This window comes from Streptomyces sp. NPDC048172 (assembly GCF_043202595.1).
Taxonomy (GTDB): Bacteria; Actinomycetota; Actinomycetes; order Streptomycetales; family Streptomycetaceae; genus Streptomyces.
This window is the reverse complement of the sequence record NZ_JBIDAT010000002.1, coordinates 904,781-923,331: the sequence shown is the minus strand read 5'-3', so window position 1 is coordinate 923,331 and position 18,551 is coordinate 904,781. Positions and strand designations below refer to the sequence as shown.

Sequence of the window (18,551 nt, the reverse complement as noted above, 5' to 3'; positions counted from 1 at the left end):
TTCGGTTCCTTCGGTTCGTACGGTGGCTTCGGTCCGTGCGGTGGCTTCGGTCCGTGCGGTCAGCTCAGCAGCGCGGCCAGGCTCGCGACGGTGGCCGCGGGCGAGGGCATGGCGGCCATCTCGGCCGCGACCTCCTGGCTCGCGGCGCGCGGCGCGGGGGTGTCGAGCAGCGCGCCGACCGTCTTGGCCACGCTGTCCACCGCCACGTCGGCCGGGGCCAGTTCGAGGCCCGCGCCGCGCTCGGTCAGCACCCGCGCGTTCGACAGCGCGTCGCCCTTCGTGGTCGGCACGATCACCTGGGGCACCCCGGCTCCGAGAGCGGCGAACATGGTGCCCATGCCGCCGTGGTGCACGACGCCGTCGCACGTCGGCAGCAGGGCGCTCAGCGGGATCCAGTCCACGGCCCGTACGTGCGGCGGGGGTTCGCCGATCAGCGCGCTCAGGTCCGCGCCGCCGGAGGTCAGCACGACCTCGACGCCCAGCTCCGCCGTGCCCCGCACGAGAGCGGACAGCAGCTCGGCCTGCCCGCTGTGGGCCGCGACCGAGCCGAGGGTGACGACGATGCGCCGCCGCTCGCCCCGCCGCAGCGCCCAGGAGGGCAGCTCACCGCCCCCGTTGTACGAGGAGGGACGCATGGTCAGCACCGGGTACGGGCTCTCGCCCCGCGGGGCCGTCGGGCTGACCCGCTCCAGCGAGTCGGGGCCGAGGCTGATCTCGGCGTCCGGGTGCGCGGAGCCCTCGTGCACGGCCGCGGCCCTGCCGCGCAGCGGGAACGAGGGGTGGCGCAGGCCGAGGCCGTGGACCACCGCCGGGACGCCGGTGTTCCGCGCCGCGACGAGCCCGGCCGGCAGCATCGGGGGGTGGAGCACCGCGTCGGCGCCCCACGTACGGGCGGTGTCCTCGACCCCGTCGAGGAGCATGTCGCCGATCTCCCCGAAGGCCGCGAAGACGCGGTCCATCGTCTCCTCGACGGACATCTCCCGCTCCACCGCCGTGGTGGCGAGCGTGATGTACGGCCGGGTCACGTCCTGGCCCGGCGCGGCCTCGACGGCGGGCAGGCCCGCCTCCGTGACGGCCCGCAGCGCCGGTCCGGAGACCGCGAACAGCACCTGGTGTCCGGCGAGTTGGGCGGCGTGCGCGAGGGGGACGAGCGGGGTGACATGGGAGAAACCGGGCGTGGTGGTGAACAGATACCGCACAGGATTCCTTTCTGCGGGACGCTTCCGCTGGACGCTCGGGGGAAGGGGCGGGCCGTCAGCCGAAGAGCTCGGTCAGGCGCGCGACCACCGCGGACGGCTCGGGCATGGCGGCCATCTCCGCGGCGACCTCCCGGCTCGCCGCCCGGTAGCCCGGCGCCGCGAGGACCTCGCGGACGGCCTTGGCCACGCTGTCCGGTGTCACGTCGCGCGGGAGGAGCGTCACCCCGGCCCCGCGCCGCTCGGTGACCTCGTGCGCGGCGGGCGATCCGCCGCTCGGCGGGACGGTGATCTGCGGGACGCCGGTGGCGTAGGCGGTGTACATCGTGCCCATGCCGCCGTGGTGGACGACCGCGTCGCAGGTCGGCAGCAGCTCGCTGAGCGGCAGCCAGTCGACCAGGCGCACATGGGCGGGCAGCGGGTCCGGCAGCGCCGACAGCTCCGACTTGCCCGCCGTCACCACCAGTTCGACGTCCAGCCGCTCGGTGCCGCGCACGATGTCCGTCAGCAGATAGCCCTCGCCGCCCGTCGCGGGCGCCGAGCCCATGGTGGCGACGACGCGGGGGCGCGCGCCGGGCGTCAGCGCCCAGGGCGGGATGACGGAGGCGCCGTTGTACGGCCGCAGCCGCATGGGGAGCACGTCGACGACGCTCTCGTCCTCGCCGGGGGCGTCGTTGAGCGCCTCCAGCGAGGCGGGGCTGTAGGTGACCTCGGCGTCGGGGTGCAGGGGGGGTTCGTCGAGTCCCAGCCGCTCCGCGATGCCGCCCAGGTAGTACATGCCCCAGTAGGTGGGGTGCCGCAGACCCACGCCGTGCACGGCGGCCGGGATGCCCAGTGCGCGGGCCGCGATCAGCCCGGTGGCGAGCCCCGGCTCGTACACCAGCGCCTCGGCCCCCCAGGCGCGGGCGGTCTCCACGATCCCGTCGGCCATCCGGTCACCGATCTCCCGCATGGCGACGCCCATCAGCTCCATGAGCTGCTCGTCGGGCAGGTCCGGCTGGAGGGTGTCGGTCGTCAGCTTGTCCATCAGCACGTCGGTGCCCCGGCCGGGCGCGACGTCGACGACGGGCAGCCCGGCGGTGACGCCGAGCCGCGCCGCGCCGCCGCTGGTGGCGACGAGCACGTCGTGCCCGGCGAGCCGCGCGGCGCGGATCAGCGGGACCATGGGGAACAGGTGGGAGCCGCCGGGCATCGTGGTGAACAGGTACCGCACAGGTCTTCCTCTCTCTGGACGTGCGACGTGTGGACGTCTGGACGCTTTGGTCCGGCGGTCAGGCGGCCTGGCGGTCCCGCGCCTTCAGCGGCCCCCACCAGTCGCGGTGGGTCTGGTACCAGCGCACGGTGCGCTCCAGCCCCTCCTCGAACGAGACGTGGGCCGTGTAGCCCAGCTCGTCGCTGATCTTGCCGATGTCGACCGAGTAGCGGCGGTCGTGCCCCTTGCGGTCGGCGACGGGACGGACGGCCGACCAGTCGGCGCCGCACAGCCCCAGCACCCGCTCGGTCAGCTCGCGGTTGGTCAGCTCCGTGCCGCCGCCGATGTTGTAGATCTCCCCGGCCCGGCCCTTCTGCGCGACGAGCGCGACGCCCCGGCAGTGGTCGTCCACGTGCAGCCACTCGCGGACGTTGCCGCCGTCCCCGTAGAGCGGCAGCGGAAGGCCGTCGGCCAGGTTCGTCACGAACAGCGGGAGGAGCTTCTCCGGGTACTGGTACGGGCCGTAGTTGTTCGAGCAGCGGGTGACACAGACCTCCAGGCCGTGGGTCCGGTGGAAGGCCAGGGCCATCAGGTCGGAGGCCGCCTTGGAGGCCGCGTAGGGCGAGTTGGGCTCCAGCGGGTGGTACTCCGGCCAGGAGCCCTCGTCGATCGAGCCGTACACCTCGTCCGTGGAGACGTGCACGAACCGCCGGACGTCCGCCGCCAGCGCGGTACGCAGCATGGTCTGGGTGCCGAGCACGTTGGTGCGCGCGAAGTGGTGCGCGTCCTCGATCGAACGGTCCACATGGGACTCGGCGGCGAAGTGCACGACCAGGTCCGTGCCCCGCATGAGCTCGGTGGCGAGCTTGGCGTCGCAGATGTCGCCGCGCACGAACGTCAGGCGCGGATCGCCCGCGACCGGCGCGAGGTTGGCCATGTTGCCCGCGTACGTGAGCTTGTCCAGCACCACCACGCGCGCGCCGTCGAGGCCCGGGTAGGCGCCGGCGAGCAGTTCCCGTACGAAGTGCGAGCCGATGAACCCCGCGCCGCCGGTCACCAGGACGCGCGGTCCGCCGGGGATCATGCGGGCACCACCGCGGCGCTCCGCGCGGCGAGATCCATCAGATAGCGCCCGTAGCTCGTGCTGGCCATCTCGCGGCCCAGCCGGTGGCACTCCTCGGCGCTGATGAAGCCCATGTGCAGGGCGATCTCCTCGACGCAGGCGATGCGTTCCCCCTGACGGTGCGAGAGGAGCTGGACGTACTGCCCGGCCTGGAGGAGCGCGTCGTGGGTGCCCATGTCGAGCCAGGCGAAGCCCCGGCCGAGGGCGGTCAGCCGGGCCCGGCCCTGGGCGACGTACGCGTTGTTGACGTCGGTGATCTCCAGCTCGCCGCGCGCCGACGGGGTGATGTTCTTGGCGATGTTCACGACGTCGCTGTCGTAGAGGTAGAGGCCGGTGACGGCGAGGTTGGAGCGCGGGACGGCCGGCTTCTCCTCGATCGAGAGCAGCCGCCCCTCCGCGTCGGTCTCCCCCACGCCGTACCGCTGCGGATCCTTGACGGGGTAGCCGAACAGGGCGCAGCCGTCGAGCTGCCGGATGCTCTCGTGGAGGATCGCGGAGAAGCCGGGGCCGTGGAAGATGTTGTCGCCCAGGATGAGCGCGACCTGCTCGTCCCCGATGAAGTCGGCGCCGATCAGGAGCGCTTCGGCGATGCCGTTGGGCTCTTCCTGCTCGGCGTAGGAGAGGCTGACGCCCAGCCGGGAGCCGTCGCCGAGCGTGCTGCGGAACATCTCCAGGTGGTGCGTGGAGGAGATGACGAGGATCTCCTTGACGCCCGCCAGCATGAGCACCGACAGCGGGTAATAGATCATGGGTTTGTCGTAGACGGGCAGGAGCTGCTTCGAGACCGTGCCCGTCAGGGGGCGCAGCCGGGTGCCGCTCCCCCCGGCCAGAATGATCCCTTTCATGGGTGAACCTCCAGATGTGCTCAAGGTCGTCTCAGCGCGCGGCGCCGAACCAGCCCCGCAGCGCGTCCCGCAGCGCCGCCGTACCGGTCCCGGCCCAGGCGACATGGCCGTCCGGGCGGACGAGCGCGCTGTCGGCACCGGCGGGAAGGTCCGCCGGCGGCGGCGCGGACGCGACCGCGACCCGGTCCGCCCAGCCCGCCGCCGCCTCGCGCAGCGCGGCCCGGCGTCCGGAGCCGGAGCCGGGGCCGGAGCCGGAGCCGGGGTCGTCGGACAGGTCGATCACGGCGCCACGGCCCGCGCGCAGCGGGGCCGCCAGCTCCTCGTGCGGCAGCCGGGGCAGCCAGGTGCCGACCAGCGGGTGGGCGCCCGGCGGGGCCGGGTAGCGGATGTCCAGGCCGCTCACCGAGGCGGCCAGATGGCGCCGGACCTCGTCCAGGCCGAGGAGCTCCCCGAGGACGGTGCGCAGCCCCTCGACCTCGGGCCCGCCGAGCAGCACCCGGGCCTGCGCCCCGACGCTGCTCTGCACCCGCGCGCCGACCGCGTGCCGCTCGGTGTGGTAACTCTCCAGCAGCTCTTCGCCCGCGCGGCCCCGCACGGCCGAGGCGAGCTTCCAGCCGAGGTTGACGGCGTCCTGGAGACCCAGGTTGAGCGCCTGGCCGCCCACCGGGAGCTGCTGGTGCGCCGCGTCCCCCGCCAGCAGGACGCGGCCCTGCCGGTAGCGGGCGGCGAGGCGGCGGGCGTCCCCGAAGGCGCCCACCCACAGCGGGGTGCCGCCGCCGATGTCCTCGCCCGTCACCCGGGACCAGGCACCGGCCAGCTCCGCGAAGGGGACGGCGCCGGTGCGCTCAACCGGGGCGCGGCCGAACTCGTGCACCATCACGCGCGTCACGCCCCCGCCGAGGTCTCCGGCGACGGCCAGGCCGCGCGGGTGCCGTTCGAAGCGGCGGGCGGCGATGTCGATGCCCCGGACGTCGGCCCGCAGCAGCTCGCGCGCCGCGTCCGTGCCGGGGAACGGGATGCCCGCCAGCTCACGGACGGTGCTCTCCTCGCCGTCGCATCCGACGACGTACGCCGCGCTCATGCGCCGCTCCCCGCCGGGCGCCGCGACGCGGACGGTCACTCCGCCGGCGTCCTCCTCCAGCTCCCGCAGCTCGTGACCCCGGCGGAGGTCGGCGCCGAGCCGGACGGCCCAGCCGCCCAGCAGCTCCTCCGTCCGGGTCTGCGGCACCTTCCACTGGCCCGGCCAGTCGGTGGCGGTGCCGTCCAGGTCGAGCGGGAGCCCTCCGAAGTGGCCCCGGGGCACCTGCGGAGGGGTGCCGAACTCGGCGAGCAGCCCGCGCAGTTGGAGGATCTCCATGGTCCGCGAGTGCAGGGTGGAGGCCCGGGACTCGGTGCCGGGGGCCGGGAGCCTGTCGATGACCGTCACCCGGGCGCCGCCCAGCCGCAGTTCGCCCGCGAGCATCAGCCCGACGGGCCCGGCACCGACCACCAGCACCTCGGTGTCCGTGGTCCGTCGCATCGGCTCAGCGCCCTTCCGCGTACCGCTTGGCGTGCTCCAGCGTGGTGCGGCTGTTGGTGCTGAGCGCGTTGTGCACGAAGACCCCGGCCTCCTCGGTCGTCACGCCGGTGCCCAGGACGCGGGGGATGTTGGCGGGGTCGAGCACCACGGTGTGCTGCGAGGTGACCGTGGTGATGCCGTTGCCGTGGTCCTCCAGGGTCCAGCAGCCGGTGTGCAGCGTCATCAGGGGCGGCAGTGTCGTCTGCTTGTAGACGATCCGGTGGTGCGGGAAGCACACCCGCACCGACTTGGTGGTGTGCGTCGAGCCGTCCTTCGCGCGGGTGTCCATCTCCAGCTCCTGGAGGCCGGGGCTGTCCTCGCGCAGCGCGACGCGGGCCACGTGCGGCAGCCGCTCCTCCCACAGCCCGGCCTCGTCGAGGAAGGCGAAGACGTCCTTGGCCTCGCCGCGGACGCGGACGCTGTCCTCGAAGGAGAGCAGCCGCTCGCCCTCCCCCGCGACGGCCTCGACGTTCCGCTTGAGCGCGTCCAGCTCGGCGCGGCTGTTGCGGTCGACGGCGCCGTCGAGCCACTCCAGCTGCGCGGGGTCGTCGTCCACCGCGCGGTAGTCGTGCAGCAGCCGCACCAGGCAGCCGTCCGCCGTGGGTTCGACGACCCAGGCGCCGCCCATCGCCGCCACGGGCGGTGTGGAGACCTCCTGCCGGAAGTCGATGCGCAGGCCGTCCGGGTCGAGCCGACGGCGCGAGGTCCAGCTCTTGGCCTCACCGCGCGCGGTCGCCCAGATGCGGATGCGTTCCTCGTCCGCCGTGCGCTCGTCGCACTCGACGTGCACGGTCGGCGGGAAGATCCTGGGCCAGTTCTCGACCTCGGCGATCAGCCGGTAGACCTCGGCGGCCGGGGCGTCCACGGAGATCTGGTGTTCCACTTCACGGGTCACGTTGCTGTCCTCCGTCCGGTGTCCGTCTGTCCGGTGTCAGAAATTGCCGAGGCCCCCGCAGACGTTGAGCGCCTGCGAGGTGACCGAGGCGGCGGTGTCCGTGACGAGGTAGCCGACCAGCCCGGCGACCTCGTGCGGCATCGAGTAGCGGCCCAGCGGGATCTTGGCCTGGAAGCGCTCCAGCACGTCGTCCTCGGAGAGCTCCCAGGCGTTGGCGTAGCCCTGGCGTACGCGCTGCGCCATCGGCGTCTCCACGTAGCCGGGGCAGACCGCGTTCACGGTGATGCCGCTGCTGGCCAGCTCGTTGCCGAGCGCCTTGGTGAAGCCGACGACGCCGTGCTTGGAGGCGGAGTACGGGGCGCCCATCACGACGCCCTGCTTCCCCGCCGTGGAGGCGATGTTGATGATGCGGCCGCGCTCCTTGTGCCGCATGCCGCCGGTGTTGAGCACCTCCCGCGTCATCAGGAAGACGCTGTTGAGGTTCGTGTCCATCACGTCGAACCACAGCTCGTCGGCGATGTCGGCGGTGACGCCGCCGCCGCTGCGGCCCGCGTTGTTCACCAGCACGTCGACCGTCCCGTAGCGGTCGACGGCCGCGCTCACGAAGGCCCGTACGTCCTCGGGCCTGCGCACGTCGCACGTCGTGCCGTCGACGTCGAGGCCCTCGCCCGTGAGCTGCTTCACCGTCGCGGCCACGTTCTCCGGGTCACGGGCGCACAGGAACACCCGGTGGGCGCCCCCGGCTCCCAGGGCCCTGGCCACGGCCAGGCCGATGCCGCTGGTGGCCCCCGTGACGATCGCGGTCCGCTGTGCCCGCTGCTGCGTCTGAGCGGTCATGTCGTCCTGCTCCCCACATTCCTCGGTTCCTGCATGCGCGGCCTCATCCCGCGGCCCGTACGGCCATCGCGGAGTTGAAGCCGCCGAATCCGCGCGCCACGACCAGCGCCGCGCGCGCCGACGGCACCGGCCGCTCCTCGGTCACCAGGTCCAGCGCGTACTCCGCGGCCGGTGCCACGTTCGTGGTCGGCGGGATCACCCCGTCCCGCAGCGCGAGCAGCGCCGTGATCACGTCCAGCGAGCCGGCGCCCGCGCCGAGCCGCCCCGTCATCGTCTTGGGCGCGGTGACGGGCACCCCGCACGGGCCGAAGACGGCGGTGAGCGCGTCGGCCTCCACCCGGTCCAGCTCGGGCACGGCCGCCGCGTCCGCGAAGACGACGCCGATGTCCGAGGGCGTCAGCTCCGCGTCCTCCAGCGCCAGTTCCACGGCCCGCCGCAGTCCGGGCTCGCGCCCGCTGCCCGGCCGGGGGTCGAACGTCGCCCCGTACCCGGCGATCTCGCCGTACGCCCGCGCGCCGCGCTCCCGCGCTGCGGCCTCCTCCTCCAGGACGAGCAGCGCCCCGCCCTCACCGGGCACATGGCCGCCCGCCGCGGGGTCGAAGGGCAGGTAGGCGCGGTCGGCGTCCTCGCTGAGGCTGAGCCGTTCCTGCGCCAGGTGCGCCACCCAGCCCCAGGAGCACAGCGAGGAGTCGACGCCGCCCGAGAGCATCAGCGGGACGCCCTTGCGGACCCGCCGCCTGGCCTGCGCCACCGCGTCGAGCCCGCCCGCCTGGTCGCTGACCAGGGCGCCGCTGGGGCCCCGGGTGCCGTTGCGGATGGAGATCTGGCCGGTGTTCACGGCGTAGAACCAGGCGAAGGACTGGTAGGCGCTGACATGGTCGCCGCCCTTGCTCCACAGGTTGCGCAGCTCCCGCTCGCCGAACTCGTAGCCGCCCGCCGAGCTGGCGGTGACCACGCCCGTGCCGTACTCGGGCAGTTCGGCGGGGCTGGCGCCCGCGTCGGCCAGCGCCCAGTCGGCGGCGACGAGCGCGAGGCGCGTCATGTGGTCGGTCTGCGGCAGCAGCCTGCCCGGGAGGTGCTCCTTCGCGGTGAAGCCGGTCACCTCCCCCGCGAGCTTGGCCGGGTACCCCGACGGATCGAAGCGGGTGAGCCTGCGGATGCCGCCCCGCCCCGCCCGGGTCGCCGCCCAGTAGTCCCGTACGCCGAGCCCGTTCGGCGCCGTGACCCCGGCCCCCGTGACCACCACGGTCGCGCTCACGCCGCGCTCCTCTCCGGCCCGGTCAGCACCATGGCGCTCTGGAAGCCGCCGAAGCCGCTGCCCACGCTGAGCACCGCGTCGGTGCGCCACTCGCGGGCCGTGTTCGGCACGTAGTCCAGGTCGCACTCGGGGTCCGGCGTGGACAGGTTGGCGGTCGGCGGCACCACGTCGTCCCGGATCGACAGCGCGCAGGCCGCGATCTCCAGCGCCCCGATGCCGCCCAGCGAGTGGCCGACCATCGACTTGATGGAGCTGACGGGCGTGCGGTATGCGTGGTCGCCGAGGCTGGCCTTGAACGCGGCGGTCTCGTGCCGGTCGTTCTGCTTGGTGCCGGAGCCGTGCGCGTTGATGTAGTCGATGTCCGTGCCGTCGATCCTGGCCTCGTCCAGCGCCGCCCGGATCGCCTCGGACAGCTCCTTGCCGTCGGCCCGCAGCCCGGTCATGTGGTACGCGTTGCAGCGCGAGGCGAAGCCCGCGACCTCGGCGTGGACGGTCGCGTCCCGCCGCCGCGCCCGCTCCAGGTCCTCCAGGACGAACACCGCGCACCCCTCGGCCAGCACGAAGCCGTTGCGGGTCCCGTCGAACGGCCGCGAGGCGTGGCCCGGATCGTCGTTCCGCGGCGACGTGGCCTTGATCGCGTCGAAGCAGGCCACGGTGATCGGTGAGATGGGCGCGTCGGTGCCGCCCGCGATCATGATGTCGGCCGAGCCCTCCCGGATCAGCTCGGCCGCGTGCCCCACCGAGTCGAGCCCGGAGGTGCAGCCGGTCGAGATCACCGTGGCGGGCCCCTCCGCGCCGACCGCCCAGGCCACCTCGGCCGCGAACGAACTGGGCACGAAGTGCCGGTAGAGATGACGTGCCGCGTACTCGTGGCTGGTCAGCTCCAGTCGGCCGTCGTCGCTGGCGACGCGGTACTCCTCCTCCAGGCTCATCGAGGCGCCGACCGCGCTGCCCACGGTCACGCCGGTACGGACCGGGTCCAGCTCGCCCGGCTCGATGCCGCTGTCGGCCACCGCCTCCCGCGCCGCGACGACCGCGAGCTGCGCGGCGCGGTCCATGCGGCGGATCTCCTGCGGGGTGAGGCCGTGCGCCTCGGGCTCGAAGTCGATCTCGGCGGCGATCCGCGAGCGGTACGGCGACGGGTCGAAGAACGTGATGCCCCGTGTGGCCGTGCGCCCCTCGCTGAGCATGTTCCAGAAGTTCTTGGTGCCGGTACCGCCCGGCGCCATCACTCCGATTCCGGTGATCGCTACGCGTCGTTCCACCGTCAACTCCTCCGGTTCGGGCTCGGCATCACGAAGACGGGCTCCAGCGGTAGAACCGCGTGGCCATCGCGTCGGCGGGCGACCGCCAGGTCTCGGGGTCGTACGGGTCGACGAACGGCCGGAGGTCGGCACTGACCTTCTGGAAGAGGGGGTGCGAACGGGCCTCCTCGATGTGCCGGCCACCGCCGTCGTCGGCGAAGTCCTGGAGATGGAAGTAGAGCCCCTGGTAGCTGAAGAGCTGCCGCCGCAGCGTGCCCATGCGGTGCGGCATCTCCGTGTCGTCGAACTCCCCGAAGATCCGAGCGATGTCCCCCTCGGCCTCGGGGTGGATCCTGGCCACGATCAAGGTGCTGTGCATGTGCGTGCGTCCATTCCTGTAGCGACGTGTGGGTGGGCGCCCCGTCAGGGGCGCGGGCCTGTGCCGATATGCGACTCCGCCGCGCGGGCGCGACAAGCGCCCCGAAGCAGGCCCCGGAGGGGCCGCTTCAGGGGCGCGGGGAACTGCGCGACCGGCCACGGCGAAAGCCGCACCCGGCAACGCACGGAAAGGGGCTCCCCCTGCCCCGCTACGCGGGCGCCGGGGGCCCGAACCAACGGCTGAGCGCACCCCGCAGGTCCCCGCAACCCGGAGAGACCCAGGCGACATAGCCGTCGGGCCGTACAAGCACGGCATCCGCGGAGGCCACAGGATCGTCGTCCCCGGCGACATGCGCCGCGGCGGTGACGACGTCGACCCGCCCGGCCCAGCCCTCGGCAACGGCCCGGACCTCAGGGCTGGCCGCCAGATCGAGCAGCACGCCCCGCCCGGAATGCAAAAGCTCCGTGACGCTCGTCTTCTCGTTCTCCTGAATCAGGTCGCGCGGCGGCATGCGCCGCCCGAGCAGCGGGTGGTCGCCCTCCGCCGCGTAGCGGATCTCCAGGCCGCTGACCATGCCGACGAGGTGCCGGTTCACGTCGTCGAAGGCCATCAGCTCGGACATCACCGCGCGCAGCGGCTCCACCTCGGTGCCGCTCAGGTAGAGCAGGCCCTGGGCCTGGGTGTTCATCAGGACGCGGGCGCCCACGGGGTGCCGTTCGTCGTGGTACGTGTCGAGCAGCGCGCCCGGCGCGCCCGGCGCGTCCGGCGCGCCCGGCGCGTCCGGCGCGTCGCCGCGCACCACGGCCCCCAGCTTCCAGCCGAGGTTGACCGCGTCCTGGACGCCCACGTTGAGGCCCTGGCCGCCAGCCGGGAGGTGGATGTGCGCGGCGTCCCCGGCCAGCAGGACCCGGCCCCTGCGGTACGTGTCGGCCTGGCGTGCCGAGTCGGTGAAGGCGCTCGCCCACAGCGCGGTGCCGCCGCTGATGTCCTCCCCCGTGAGCCGCTGCCAGGCGGCGGCCACCTCGGAGAAGGCGGGCGGCCCGGTGCGTGGGGCCGGGGCCGTTCCGCGCTCGCACACGATGATCCGGTCCACGCCGTCACCGAGCGGCGCGTTCATCGCCATGCCGCCGGGGACCCGCTCGCCGATCGGGCGGGCCGGGAGGCCGCATCCCTCGACGTCGGCGAGGAACATCTCCAGCGTCGGCTCGCTGCCGGGGAAGCCGAAGCCCGCCAGCCCCCGCACGGTGCTCCGGCCGCCGTCGCAGCCCACCAGGTAGGCGGCGCGCAACCGCTCGGGCCCGTCGGGGCCCTGGACGTCCGCTTCGACGAGGTCGCCGCTCTCGCTCAGCGCGGTCAGCTCCCGGCCGCGCCGGATGTCGGCGCCGAGCCGCTCCGCCCACTCGGTGAGCACGGCCTCGGTGCGCCACTGCGGGATGCCGTTGGCGCTGAAGTGGATGCCGTCGAGGACGCTGAAGTCCACCGGCAGTCCGCCGAAGTGGCCCGCGGAGGACGTCGCGATCTCGCCGAACGCACCGAGCAGTCCGCGCTGGTCGAAGACCTCCATGGTGCGGGCGGTGAAGCCCAGTCCCCGGGACTGCCCGCTGGGTTCGGCCAGCCGCTCCACGACCACGACCCGGGCGCCCGCGAGCCGCAGCTCCCCGGCGAGCATCAGTCCGGTGGGCCCCGCGCCCACCACGATCACGTCGGTGTCCATGTCCGTACCCCCCTTCACGGCCGGCGGCATATCTCGGCCTCGATCTCCTGGCACCGCCCGTAGTCGGGGAGGGCGCCGCGGGCCTCGGCCTCGGCGAGGGTCTCCGCGACGCTGTCCCGTTCGGACAGCACGGGCTCGATGTCGTCCGGAACGGGGAGGCCCAGTGCGGGGTCGAGGGCCGAGAGGGCGAGTTCGTTCTCCGGCACGTAGCTGCTGGAGAGCATGTACGACATCACGGTGTTGTCGGTGAGCGCGACGAACGCGTGGCCGACGCCGACGGGGAAGTACATGGTGCGGAAGTCGCGCTGATCCATCAGCACCGCGTCCCACTGGCCGAAGGTCGGGGAGCCGACACGGATGTCGACGACGATGTCGAGCGCCTGCCCCCGCGCGCAGTAGACGTACTTCGCGGTGCCCGGCGGGGTCGCGGTGTAGTGGATGCCGCGCACCACTCCGCGCCGGGACTCGCTGTGGTTGGTCTGGGCCACGCGGAAGAGCGTGTGGCCGGTGGCCGCGCTGAACGCGGGTTCCTGGAACGGGGAGATGAACCGTCCCCGGTCGTCGTCGAACACCTTGGGTGTGAACTCCAGCGCGCCGTCTACGGCGAGCTTGCGTGCGTCCATGGTCTCTCTCCGTGGTCTCCGTGACTCGGTGTGCGGAACTCCGGACGGCGGCTGCTCACAGCGCCGCGAGCACCTCGCGCACGGCGCTGATCACCTTGTCCTGGTCGTCCTCCGACAGCGAGGGGTACATCGGCAGCGAGAAGATCTCGCCCGCGAGCCGCTCGGTGACCGGCAGGGAACCCTCGGACCAGCCCAGCCCGGCGAAGCCGGTCATGGTGTGGACCGGCCACGGGTAGCTGATGTTGAGGTGGATGTCGTACGCCTTCAGCGCCTCGATGACCTCGTCGCGCCGGGGGTGCCGGACCACGTAGACGTAGTGGACGTGGGTGTTGCCCTCATTCGCCCGCGGCAGTACCAGCCCGGTGTCGCCCAGCCCCTCCTCGTAGCGCGCGGCGACCCGTTCGCGGCCCTCGACGTACGCGTCGAGCCGGGTGAGCTTGCGGCGCAGGATCTCGGCGTGCACCTCGTCGAGGCGGCTGTTGTGCGCGGGGGTCTCGACGGTGAAGTACTGCTTCTCCATGCCGTAGTAGCGCAGGCGGCGCAGCTTCGCCTCGACCTCGTCGCGCGAGGTGACGACGGCACCGCCGTCCCCGTAGGCCCCGAGCACCTTGGTCGGGTAGAAGGAGAACGCGGCGGCGTCGCCCATCGTCCCGGCGAGCGCGCCGTGGTGGCGGGCCCCGTGCGCCTGGGCGCAGTCCTCCAGGACGGCCAGCCCGTGCCGCTCGGCGAGCGCGCGCAGCGGCGCCATGTCCACGCACTGCCCGTACAGGTGCACGGGCAGCAGGCACTTCGTACGGTCCGTGATCGCGGCGGCCACTTGGTCGGTGTCCATCAGGAAGTCGTCCTCGCGCACATCGACGAAGACGGGGGTCGCGCCGGTCGAGTCGATGGCCACCACGGTCGGCGCCGCGGTGTTGGAGACGGTGACGACCTCGTCGCCGGGGCCGACGCCGAGAGCCTGGAGGCCCAGCTTGACGGCGTTGGTGCCGTTGTCGACCCCCACGCAGTGCGCGGCGCCGTGGTAGGCGGCGAACTCCTCCTCGAAGCCGCGCACGCTCTTGCCGAGCACGAGCTGGCCGGAGCTGAAGACGGAGTCGACGGCGGCGAGGATCTCCTCGCGCTCCTTCTCGTACTCCGGCAGGTAGTCCCAGACCCGGGTGGTCATGCCTGCTCCTTCCTGGACGTCGGGGCGTGGGTGGCGACGAAGAGGCCGCGGCCGCTCTGCACGCCGTCGATGTAGTCGAAGTCGAACCCGGCCTCGCGCAGCGCCTGTTCGTACTCGGCGCGCGAGAACAGCCGGTGGGTGTAGCTCTCCTGGAAGTGCCGGGCGCCGTCGGCGGCGTTCGCGACGACGTAGTGCACCTCCATCCGCGAGACGTCGCCGTCGCGGCGGGTGTGCGAGACGCGCGCGATGGAGGTGCCGTCGGGGCTGATCACGTCGGCGGACACGTAGCCGTCGATGAACCGCTCGGTGAACCACCACGGATCGACGGCCACGACGCCGCCGGGCTCCAGGTGACGGGCGAAGCACGCGAACGTGTCCCGCAGCTCGCCGTGGGTCCAGGCGTGTCCGACGGTGCCGAAGAGGCAGACCAGGGCGTCGAAGCGGCGGCCGAGGTCGAAGGAGCGCATGTCCCCGTGGTGCAGGGGCACGTCGGGGAGGCGGCCCTTGGCGACGGTGAGCATGTCCTCGACGTAGTCGAGCCCCTCGACGTGACCGAAGTCCTCGGCGAAGTGCACGAGATGGGACCCCGTGCCGCAGCCGACGTCGAGCAGCGAGGCGGCTCCCGGGGCGCGCGAGCGGACCGTCTCCGTGAGGAAGGCGGCCTCTGCCGGATAGTCCTTGCCGCGCAGCGAGTACACGGCGTCGTAGATCGTGGAGAACTCTTCTCCGTACATCTGGCTGATTCAGCCTTTCTTCTCGGCGACGGTTGCGGCGTCGGCGACGGTGTCGGCGGGGCGGGCCAGCGCGGCGACCGTGCGGTCGATGCCCTCGCTGACGGACACCACGGGCGTCCAGCCCGTGGCCGACCGGAATCCGGAGGAGTCGATGGTCACGCCGCGGAAGTCGGTGACCGGCGCGTGCTCGGGCGGCGGAACCGAGACGACGCGGACCGGCGGGCTGCCGGTCCGCTCCGCGACGGTCCCGGCGATGGTGCGGAAGACGTCGCCGAGCCGGTCCCCGCGCCCGGCGCCGAGCGGCCAGTGGCCGCCGACGAGCCCGTCGGGCCTGTCGAGCGCGGCCAGGAACGCCGCGGCCACGTCGTCGACGTGCACCAGGTCGCGGGTGACGGTGCCGTCGTGCCACATGGTCAGTTCCTCGTCGGCGAGCGCCTTGCGGATCATGGCCGAGACCACGCCGCGGTCGTGCGCGTCCGGGGCCGGGGAACGGCCGTACACGGTGGGCAGGCGCAGGCTGACGCCGCGCACGAGGCCGTCGGCTGTGGCCTGCTTCAGCACCTGCTCGGCGGTGAGCTTCTGCCGGTCGTAGGCGGTCTCGGGCCGGTCGGGTTCGCTGCCGTCGATGGGGCGTTCGGGCGGGACGCCGATCTGTGAGGCGGAGCCGCTGTGGAAGACCAGCGGCGGCTGCCCGTCCCCGCTCCGTGTGCCCAGTACGGAGACGAGGTCGCGCATCACGCCGACGTTCACCCGCTCGCTGGCCGGGTCGTTCTCGGCCGCGCGCCAGCCGCCGTCGCACAGCAGCAGGCAGAAGACCGCGTCCGAGCCCTCGACCGCCTCGGCGAGCGACCGGCGCTCGGTGAGGTCGGCGGTGCGGATCTCCACCCGGGCCCGGGCGTCCCGCGGGACGGTGGCGGGGCGGCGGGCCACGGCCCGCAGCCGCACGGGGCGCCGTGCGAGCGCCGCCGTGACGGCGGAGCCGATGAAGCCCGTGGCACCGAGGACGGTGATGAGTGGCAGCTGCTCCGGGTCCGGCCCCGCGGGCGCGGTGCCGACCGGGTCGCGGGCCGTGTCGCGGGCCGTGTCGCGGGCCGTGTCGCCCGTCATGTCGAGAGCCTCCTTGTGGTGCGCAGGCACGCCAGCAGGCTGCGCGCCTGCACGTTCAGGTAGTGGCTGTGCCGCAGCAGACCGGTGAGCTGATGGACGGTCATCCAGCGGTGTTCGGGGTGCTGGAGCCCCACGTCTGACGCATCCGTCTCGACGATGAGGTGACGGTTGACGACATGGTGGAAGCGCCCGCCCTCGTCGGAGAGCACGGTGTCGAACAGCACCGCTTCCGGGCCGGCCGACAGCGCCGTGTCGAGGAAGCGCGGCCGGGCGGCGGCAGGCAGATGCGCGTAGTTCCGCGGCAGGCACTGCACGGTCGGCGCCAGCTCCGCGACGTCGACCAGGCCCGGCTCCACCCGCAGATGCATCAGCGCGTGCGGGACGCCGTCGATACGGGCGACGAGCAGCGCGAGCAGCCCGGTGCCGGGGGCGGCGATCATCGGCTGGCTCCACCGGCCGACCTCCCGGCCGGCGGCCTCCACCCGGACGCCGATCACCTCGAAGAACGCGCCGCTCTCGTGCGCGATCCGCTCCTCGTCCCGCCGCCAGCCCGTGAGCCCGCGCAGCGGCACGCTCGTGGCGCCGGTGTCCGCGCGGGAGCGGACGTCGGTGATCCAGCCGAGGATCTCCGCGTCGGTGTACAGGCCCGGCCCCTCCGGCGCGTGGTCGTCGAGGGGCAGGCACGAGAGCACCGTGCGCGCGTCCATGTTGACGAGGTCGTCCATGGCCAGCAGCCGGTGGACCTGACCGAGCGTCAGCCAGTGGAAGCCTTCGAGCGGTTCGACGTCGTCGGTGGTCTCGACGACCATGTTCCGGTTGCGCTTCCGCAGGAACCAGGCGCCCTGTTCCGACTGCCGCACGTCGGCGAGCGTCTGCCGGGGCGACGCGGAGGTGAAGTACTCCAGGTACGGGACCGCCTTGCCGCGGTGAACTCCCGTGAAATTGCTCCGGGTCGCCTGGACGGTGGGGGAGATCTGAAGGCCGTCCCGGTTTCCGGGCTCGGCCTTCAACTGCATCAGCAGGTGCAGCACTCCGTCGAATTCCTTGACCAGGATGCCGAGGATCCCGACCTCGGGTTGATTGATGATCGGCTGGTCCCAACGCGGAACCGGGCCGTCGGAGGCGCGGAAGGAGAGCCCTTCGATGGCGAAGAACTTTCCGCTGTGATGCCGGATGTCCCCGGTCTCCGGATCGCTGTCCCAGCCGTCCAGAGCGCCGAGCGGGACCCGCTCGGCGCGTGCGTAGACACGGCTCTGCAGCTCCTCGCGCCGACGGTGGAACTCGGCCAGGTCCGCGACCACGCGCCCGGGGGAGAGCACGGATTCGGCAAGCCGTGAGGAGGCATTTCCCATACGTACACCTCGCACATGAAAAAAGCCCCCGATAAGGGGGCGCGATCGGCCGGGCGGATTCAGGCACACCTCGACCGCCGGAAAAGCGTGACACGTCGGTCGAGGCAATGTCAATTACCGCAGGAAGGAGCTGAATTCCATTACTTCCGCTCACGGGTGACCATGACGTTCGTCATGGTCACCCGTGAGCGGAAAATAATGCGGGGACCCGGGAAAAGGCGTCAGGAAAATCGTGACGGATAACCACCCGCGATTCAGCGTGTCCCCCGGTAGAATTACGGACCGCTTCGGGACAGCTACTCGGGGGAGGATTTCATGAGCGCGCGGACCAGCAGGCTCACGGATGCCGACAGGACGGGTGGAGCCGCACTGCGCCGCTTCTTCCGGCGTGTGGAGAACCGGTTCAGCCGTACCGAGCCCCGGGAGCACGCCTACGCCTACCTGTGCCATCTGCTCTCCCAGCCCGTCGAGACGCGCGCGGGCTGGGAGGACGGCCGCAACCGGCTGCTCACCACGTCCCGCTGGGACGAGGACGGGGTGCGCGACCTGGTCCGCGACACGGTGGTGGAGCACCTGGGCTCGCCCGAGGGCGCCCTCGTGCTCGCGGAGGAGGGCTTCCTCAAGAAGGGCCGCCACTCGGCGGGGGTCGAGTGGCAGCACTGCGCCGCGTCGAACCGCACGGACAACTACCAGATCGGGGTCTTCCTGCTCTACGCCGACCGGCACGGCACCGCCTCCGCGATCGACCGCGAACTGCTGCTGCCGCCCAGCTGGACCCGGGGCACCGTGCGCCGCGAGCGCGCCGGCGTGCCCGCGGAGGCGGGTGCCCGTGCCCGGGACGAACTCGCCCTCGCGATGCTGGACCGCGCGTTCGCCGCGCGGGTGCCGGCCCGCTGGGTGCTCGCGGACACTCCCGGCTTCGGCGACAGTGCCCGGCTGCGCGCGGCGCTGGAGGCACGGCGGACGCCGTACGTCCTCGCCTGCGCCGAATCCGGGCACTCCCCGCGCGTCCCGTTGGAGAACGGCTTCGTCCGGTGGCGTACCCCGCGCTGGGGCGGTGGCTCCTACGTGGCCTTCCTGCCCTGGACAGCCGGGCACGACCGCCTCGTGGAGGCCGCGGAGACCGGCGCGGCGGCGGGGCTCGCGCTCGGCTCCGCCCGGCAGGAGGCGGGCCTGGGCCGCTACACGGTCCGTCAGTGGCGGGCGTGGTACCGCCACATGACGCTGGCCATGTTCGCGCACGCCTGTCTCACCGTGAGCCGGGGCCGGACCGCTCCGGGGCCCGCGTCACGGGCGGGGTGAGGGCGCCCCGTCCCGTTCCGTCCCGGC

Annotated in this window: 17 protein-coding genes; 1 reads left to right on the top strand and 16 read right to left on the bottom strand. The window is 73.0% G+C overall.

The window, feature by feature from the left end; genetic code table 11:
- Nucleotides 1-59: 59 nt before the first annotated feature.
- From ACGF3A_RS12850 to ACGF3A_RS12775, 16 genes are all read right to left on the bottom strand, one after another.
- On the bottom strand, nt 60-1,199 hold the full coding sequence (locus ACGF3A_RS12850) for a nucleotide disphospho-sugar-binding domain-containing protein (RefSeq protein WP_393728773.1): 1,140 nt from the start codon (nt 1,197-1,199) through the stop codon (nt 60-62).
- Between the two features lie 55 nt (nt 1,200-1,254).
- Complete coding sequence (locus ACGF3A_RS12845; RefSeq protein WP_393728771.1) at nt 1,255-2,409, bottom strand: nucleotide disphospho-sugar-binding domain-containing protein; 1,155 nt, start codon at nt 2,407-2,409, stop codon at nt 1,255-1,257.
- Nucleotides 2,410-2,467: 58 nt separating this feature from the next.
- Nucleotides 2,468-3,472, bottom strand: coding sequence for a dTDP-glucose 4,6-dehydratase (gene rfbB, locus ACGF3A_RS12840; protein WP_393728769.1), 1,005 nt, complete (start codon nt 3,470-3,472; stop codon nt 2,468-2,470).
- Nucleotides 3,469-4,356, bottom strand: coding sequence for a glucose-1-phosphate thymidylyltransferase RfbA (gene rfbA, locus ACGF3A_RS12835; RefSeq protein ID WP_393728767.1), 888 nt, complete (start codon nt 4,354-4,356; stop codon nt 3,469-3,471). The genes rfbB and rfbA overlap by 4 nt, the downstream gene beginning before the upstream one ends.
- 31 nt (nt 4,357-4,387) lie before the next feature.
- The gene (locus ACGF3A_RS12830; protein ID WP_393728765.1) at nt 4,388-5,875 is read right to left on the bottom strand and encodes an FAD-dependent monooxygenase; all 1,488 of its coding nucleotides are present in this window, start codon (nt 5,873-5,875) and stop codon (nt 4,388-4,390) included.
- A gap of 4 nt (nt 5,876-5,879) precedes the next feature.
- Complete coding sequence (locus tag ACGF3A_RS12825) at nt 5,880-6,809, bottom strand: aromatase/cyclase (RefSeq protein ID WP_393728763.1); 930 nt, start codon at nt 6,807-6,809, stop codon at nt 5,880-5,882.
- A gap of 36 nt (nt 6,810-6,845) precedes the next feature.
- Nucleotides 6,846-7,646 carry an SDR family NAD(P)-dependent oxidoreductase gene (locus ACGF3A_RS12820; RefSeq protein ID WP_393728761.1) on the bottom strand — a complete coding sequence of 267 codons (801 nt, stop codon included), beginning with the start codon at nt 7,644-7,646 and terminating at the stop codon, nt 6,846-6,848.
- A gap of 43 nt (nt 7,647-7,689) precedes the next feature.
- On the bottom strand, nt 7,690-8,904 hold the full coding sequence (locus ACGF3A_RS12815; RefSeq protein ID WP_393728759.1) for a ketosynthase chain-length factor: 1,215 nt from the start codon (nt 8,902-8,904) through the stop codon (nt 7,690-7,692).
- Nucleotides 8,901-10,169: a beta-ketoacyl-[acyl-carrier-protein] synthase family protein gene (locus ACGF3A_RS12810; RefSeq protein ID WP_393728757.1), complete on the bottom strand. Its 1,269-nt coding sequence runs from the start codon at nt 10,167-10,169 to the stop codon at nt 8,901-8,903. The genes ACGF3A_RS12815 and ACGF3A_RS12810 overlap by 4 nt, the downstream gene beginning before the upstream one ends.
- 28 nt (nt 10,170-10,197) lie before the next feature.
- The gene (locus ACGF3A_RS12805) at nt 10,198-10,527 is read right to left on the bottom strand and encodes a TcmI family type II polyketide cyclase (RefSeq protein ID WP_393728755.1); all 330 of its coding nucleotides are present in this window, start codon (nt 10,525-10,527) and stop codon (nt 10,198-10,200) included.
- Between the two features lie 208 nt (nt 10,528-10,735).
- Nucleotides 10,736-12,241, bottom strand: a complete 1,506-nt coding sequence (locus tag ACGF3A_RS12800; protein WP_393728753.1) for an FAD-dependent monooxygenase — start codon at nt 12,239-12,241, stop codon at nt 10,736-10,738.
- 14 nt (nt 12,242-12,255) lie between these two features.
- A complete protein-coding gene (locus tag ACGF3A_RS12795) occupies nt 12,256-12,864 on the bottom strand; it encodes a dTDP-4-dehydrorhamnose 3,5-epimerase family protein (protein WP_393728751.1) in 609 nt (202 codons plus the stop codon).
- A gap of 55 nt (nt 12,865-12,919) precedes the next feature.
- Nucleotides 12,920-14,029 carry a DegT/DnrJ/EryC1/StrS family aminotransferase gene (locus ACGF3A_RS12790; protein WP_393728749.1) on the bottom strand — a complete coding sequence of 370 codons (1,110 nt, stop codon included), beginning with the start codon at nt 14,027-14,029 and terminating at the stop codon, nt 12,920-12,922.
- The gene (locus ACGF3A_RS12785) at nt 14,026-14,763 is read right to left on the bottom strand and encodes a class I SAM-dependent DNA methyltransferase (protein WP_393728747.1); all 738 of its coding nucleotides are present in this window, start codon (nt 14,761-14,763) and stop codon (nt 14,026-14,028) included. Before ACGF3A_RS12785 ends, ACGF3A_RS12790 begins: the two co-directional genes overlap by 4 nt.
- Nucleotides 14,764-14,772: 9 nt before the next feature.
- Nucleotides 14,773-15,870: an NAD-dependent epimerase/dehydratase gene (locus tag ACGF3A_RS12780; RefSeq protein ID WP_393728745.1), complete on the bottom strand. Its 1,098-nt coding sequence runs from the start codon at nt 15,868-15,870 to the stop codon at nt 14,773-14,775.
- The gene (locus ACGF3A_RS12775) at nt 15,867-17,222 is read right to left on the bottom strand and encodes an NDP-hexose 2,3-dehydratase family protein (protein ID WP_393728743.1); all 1,356 of its coding nucleotides are present in this window, start codon (nt 17,220-17,222) and stop codon (nt 15,867-15,869) included. Before ACGF3A_RS12775 ends, ACGF3A_RS12780 begins: the two co-directional genes overlap by 4 nt.
- Nucleotides 17,223-17,537: 315 nt before the next feature.
- Here ACGF3A_RS12775 and ACGF3A_RS12770 point away from each other — a divergent pair, with 315 nt between their 5' ends.
- A complete protein-coding gene (locus ACGF3A_RS12770; protein ID WP_393728741.1) occupies nt 17,538-18,524 on the top strand; it encodes an IS701 family transposase in 987 nt (328 codons plus the stop codon).
- Nucleotides 18,525-18,551: the final 27 nt, after the last annotated feature.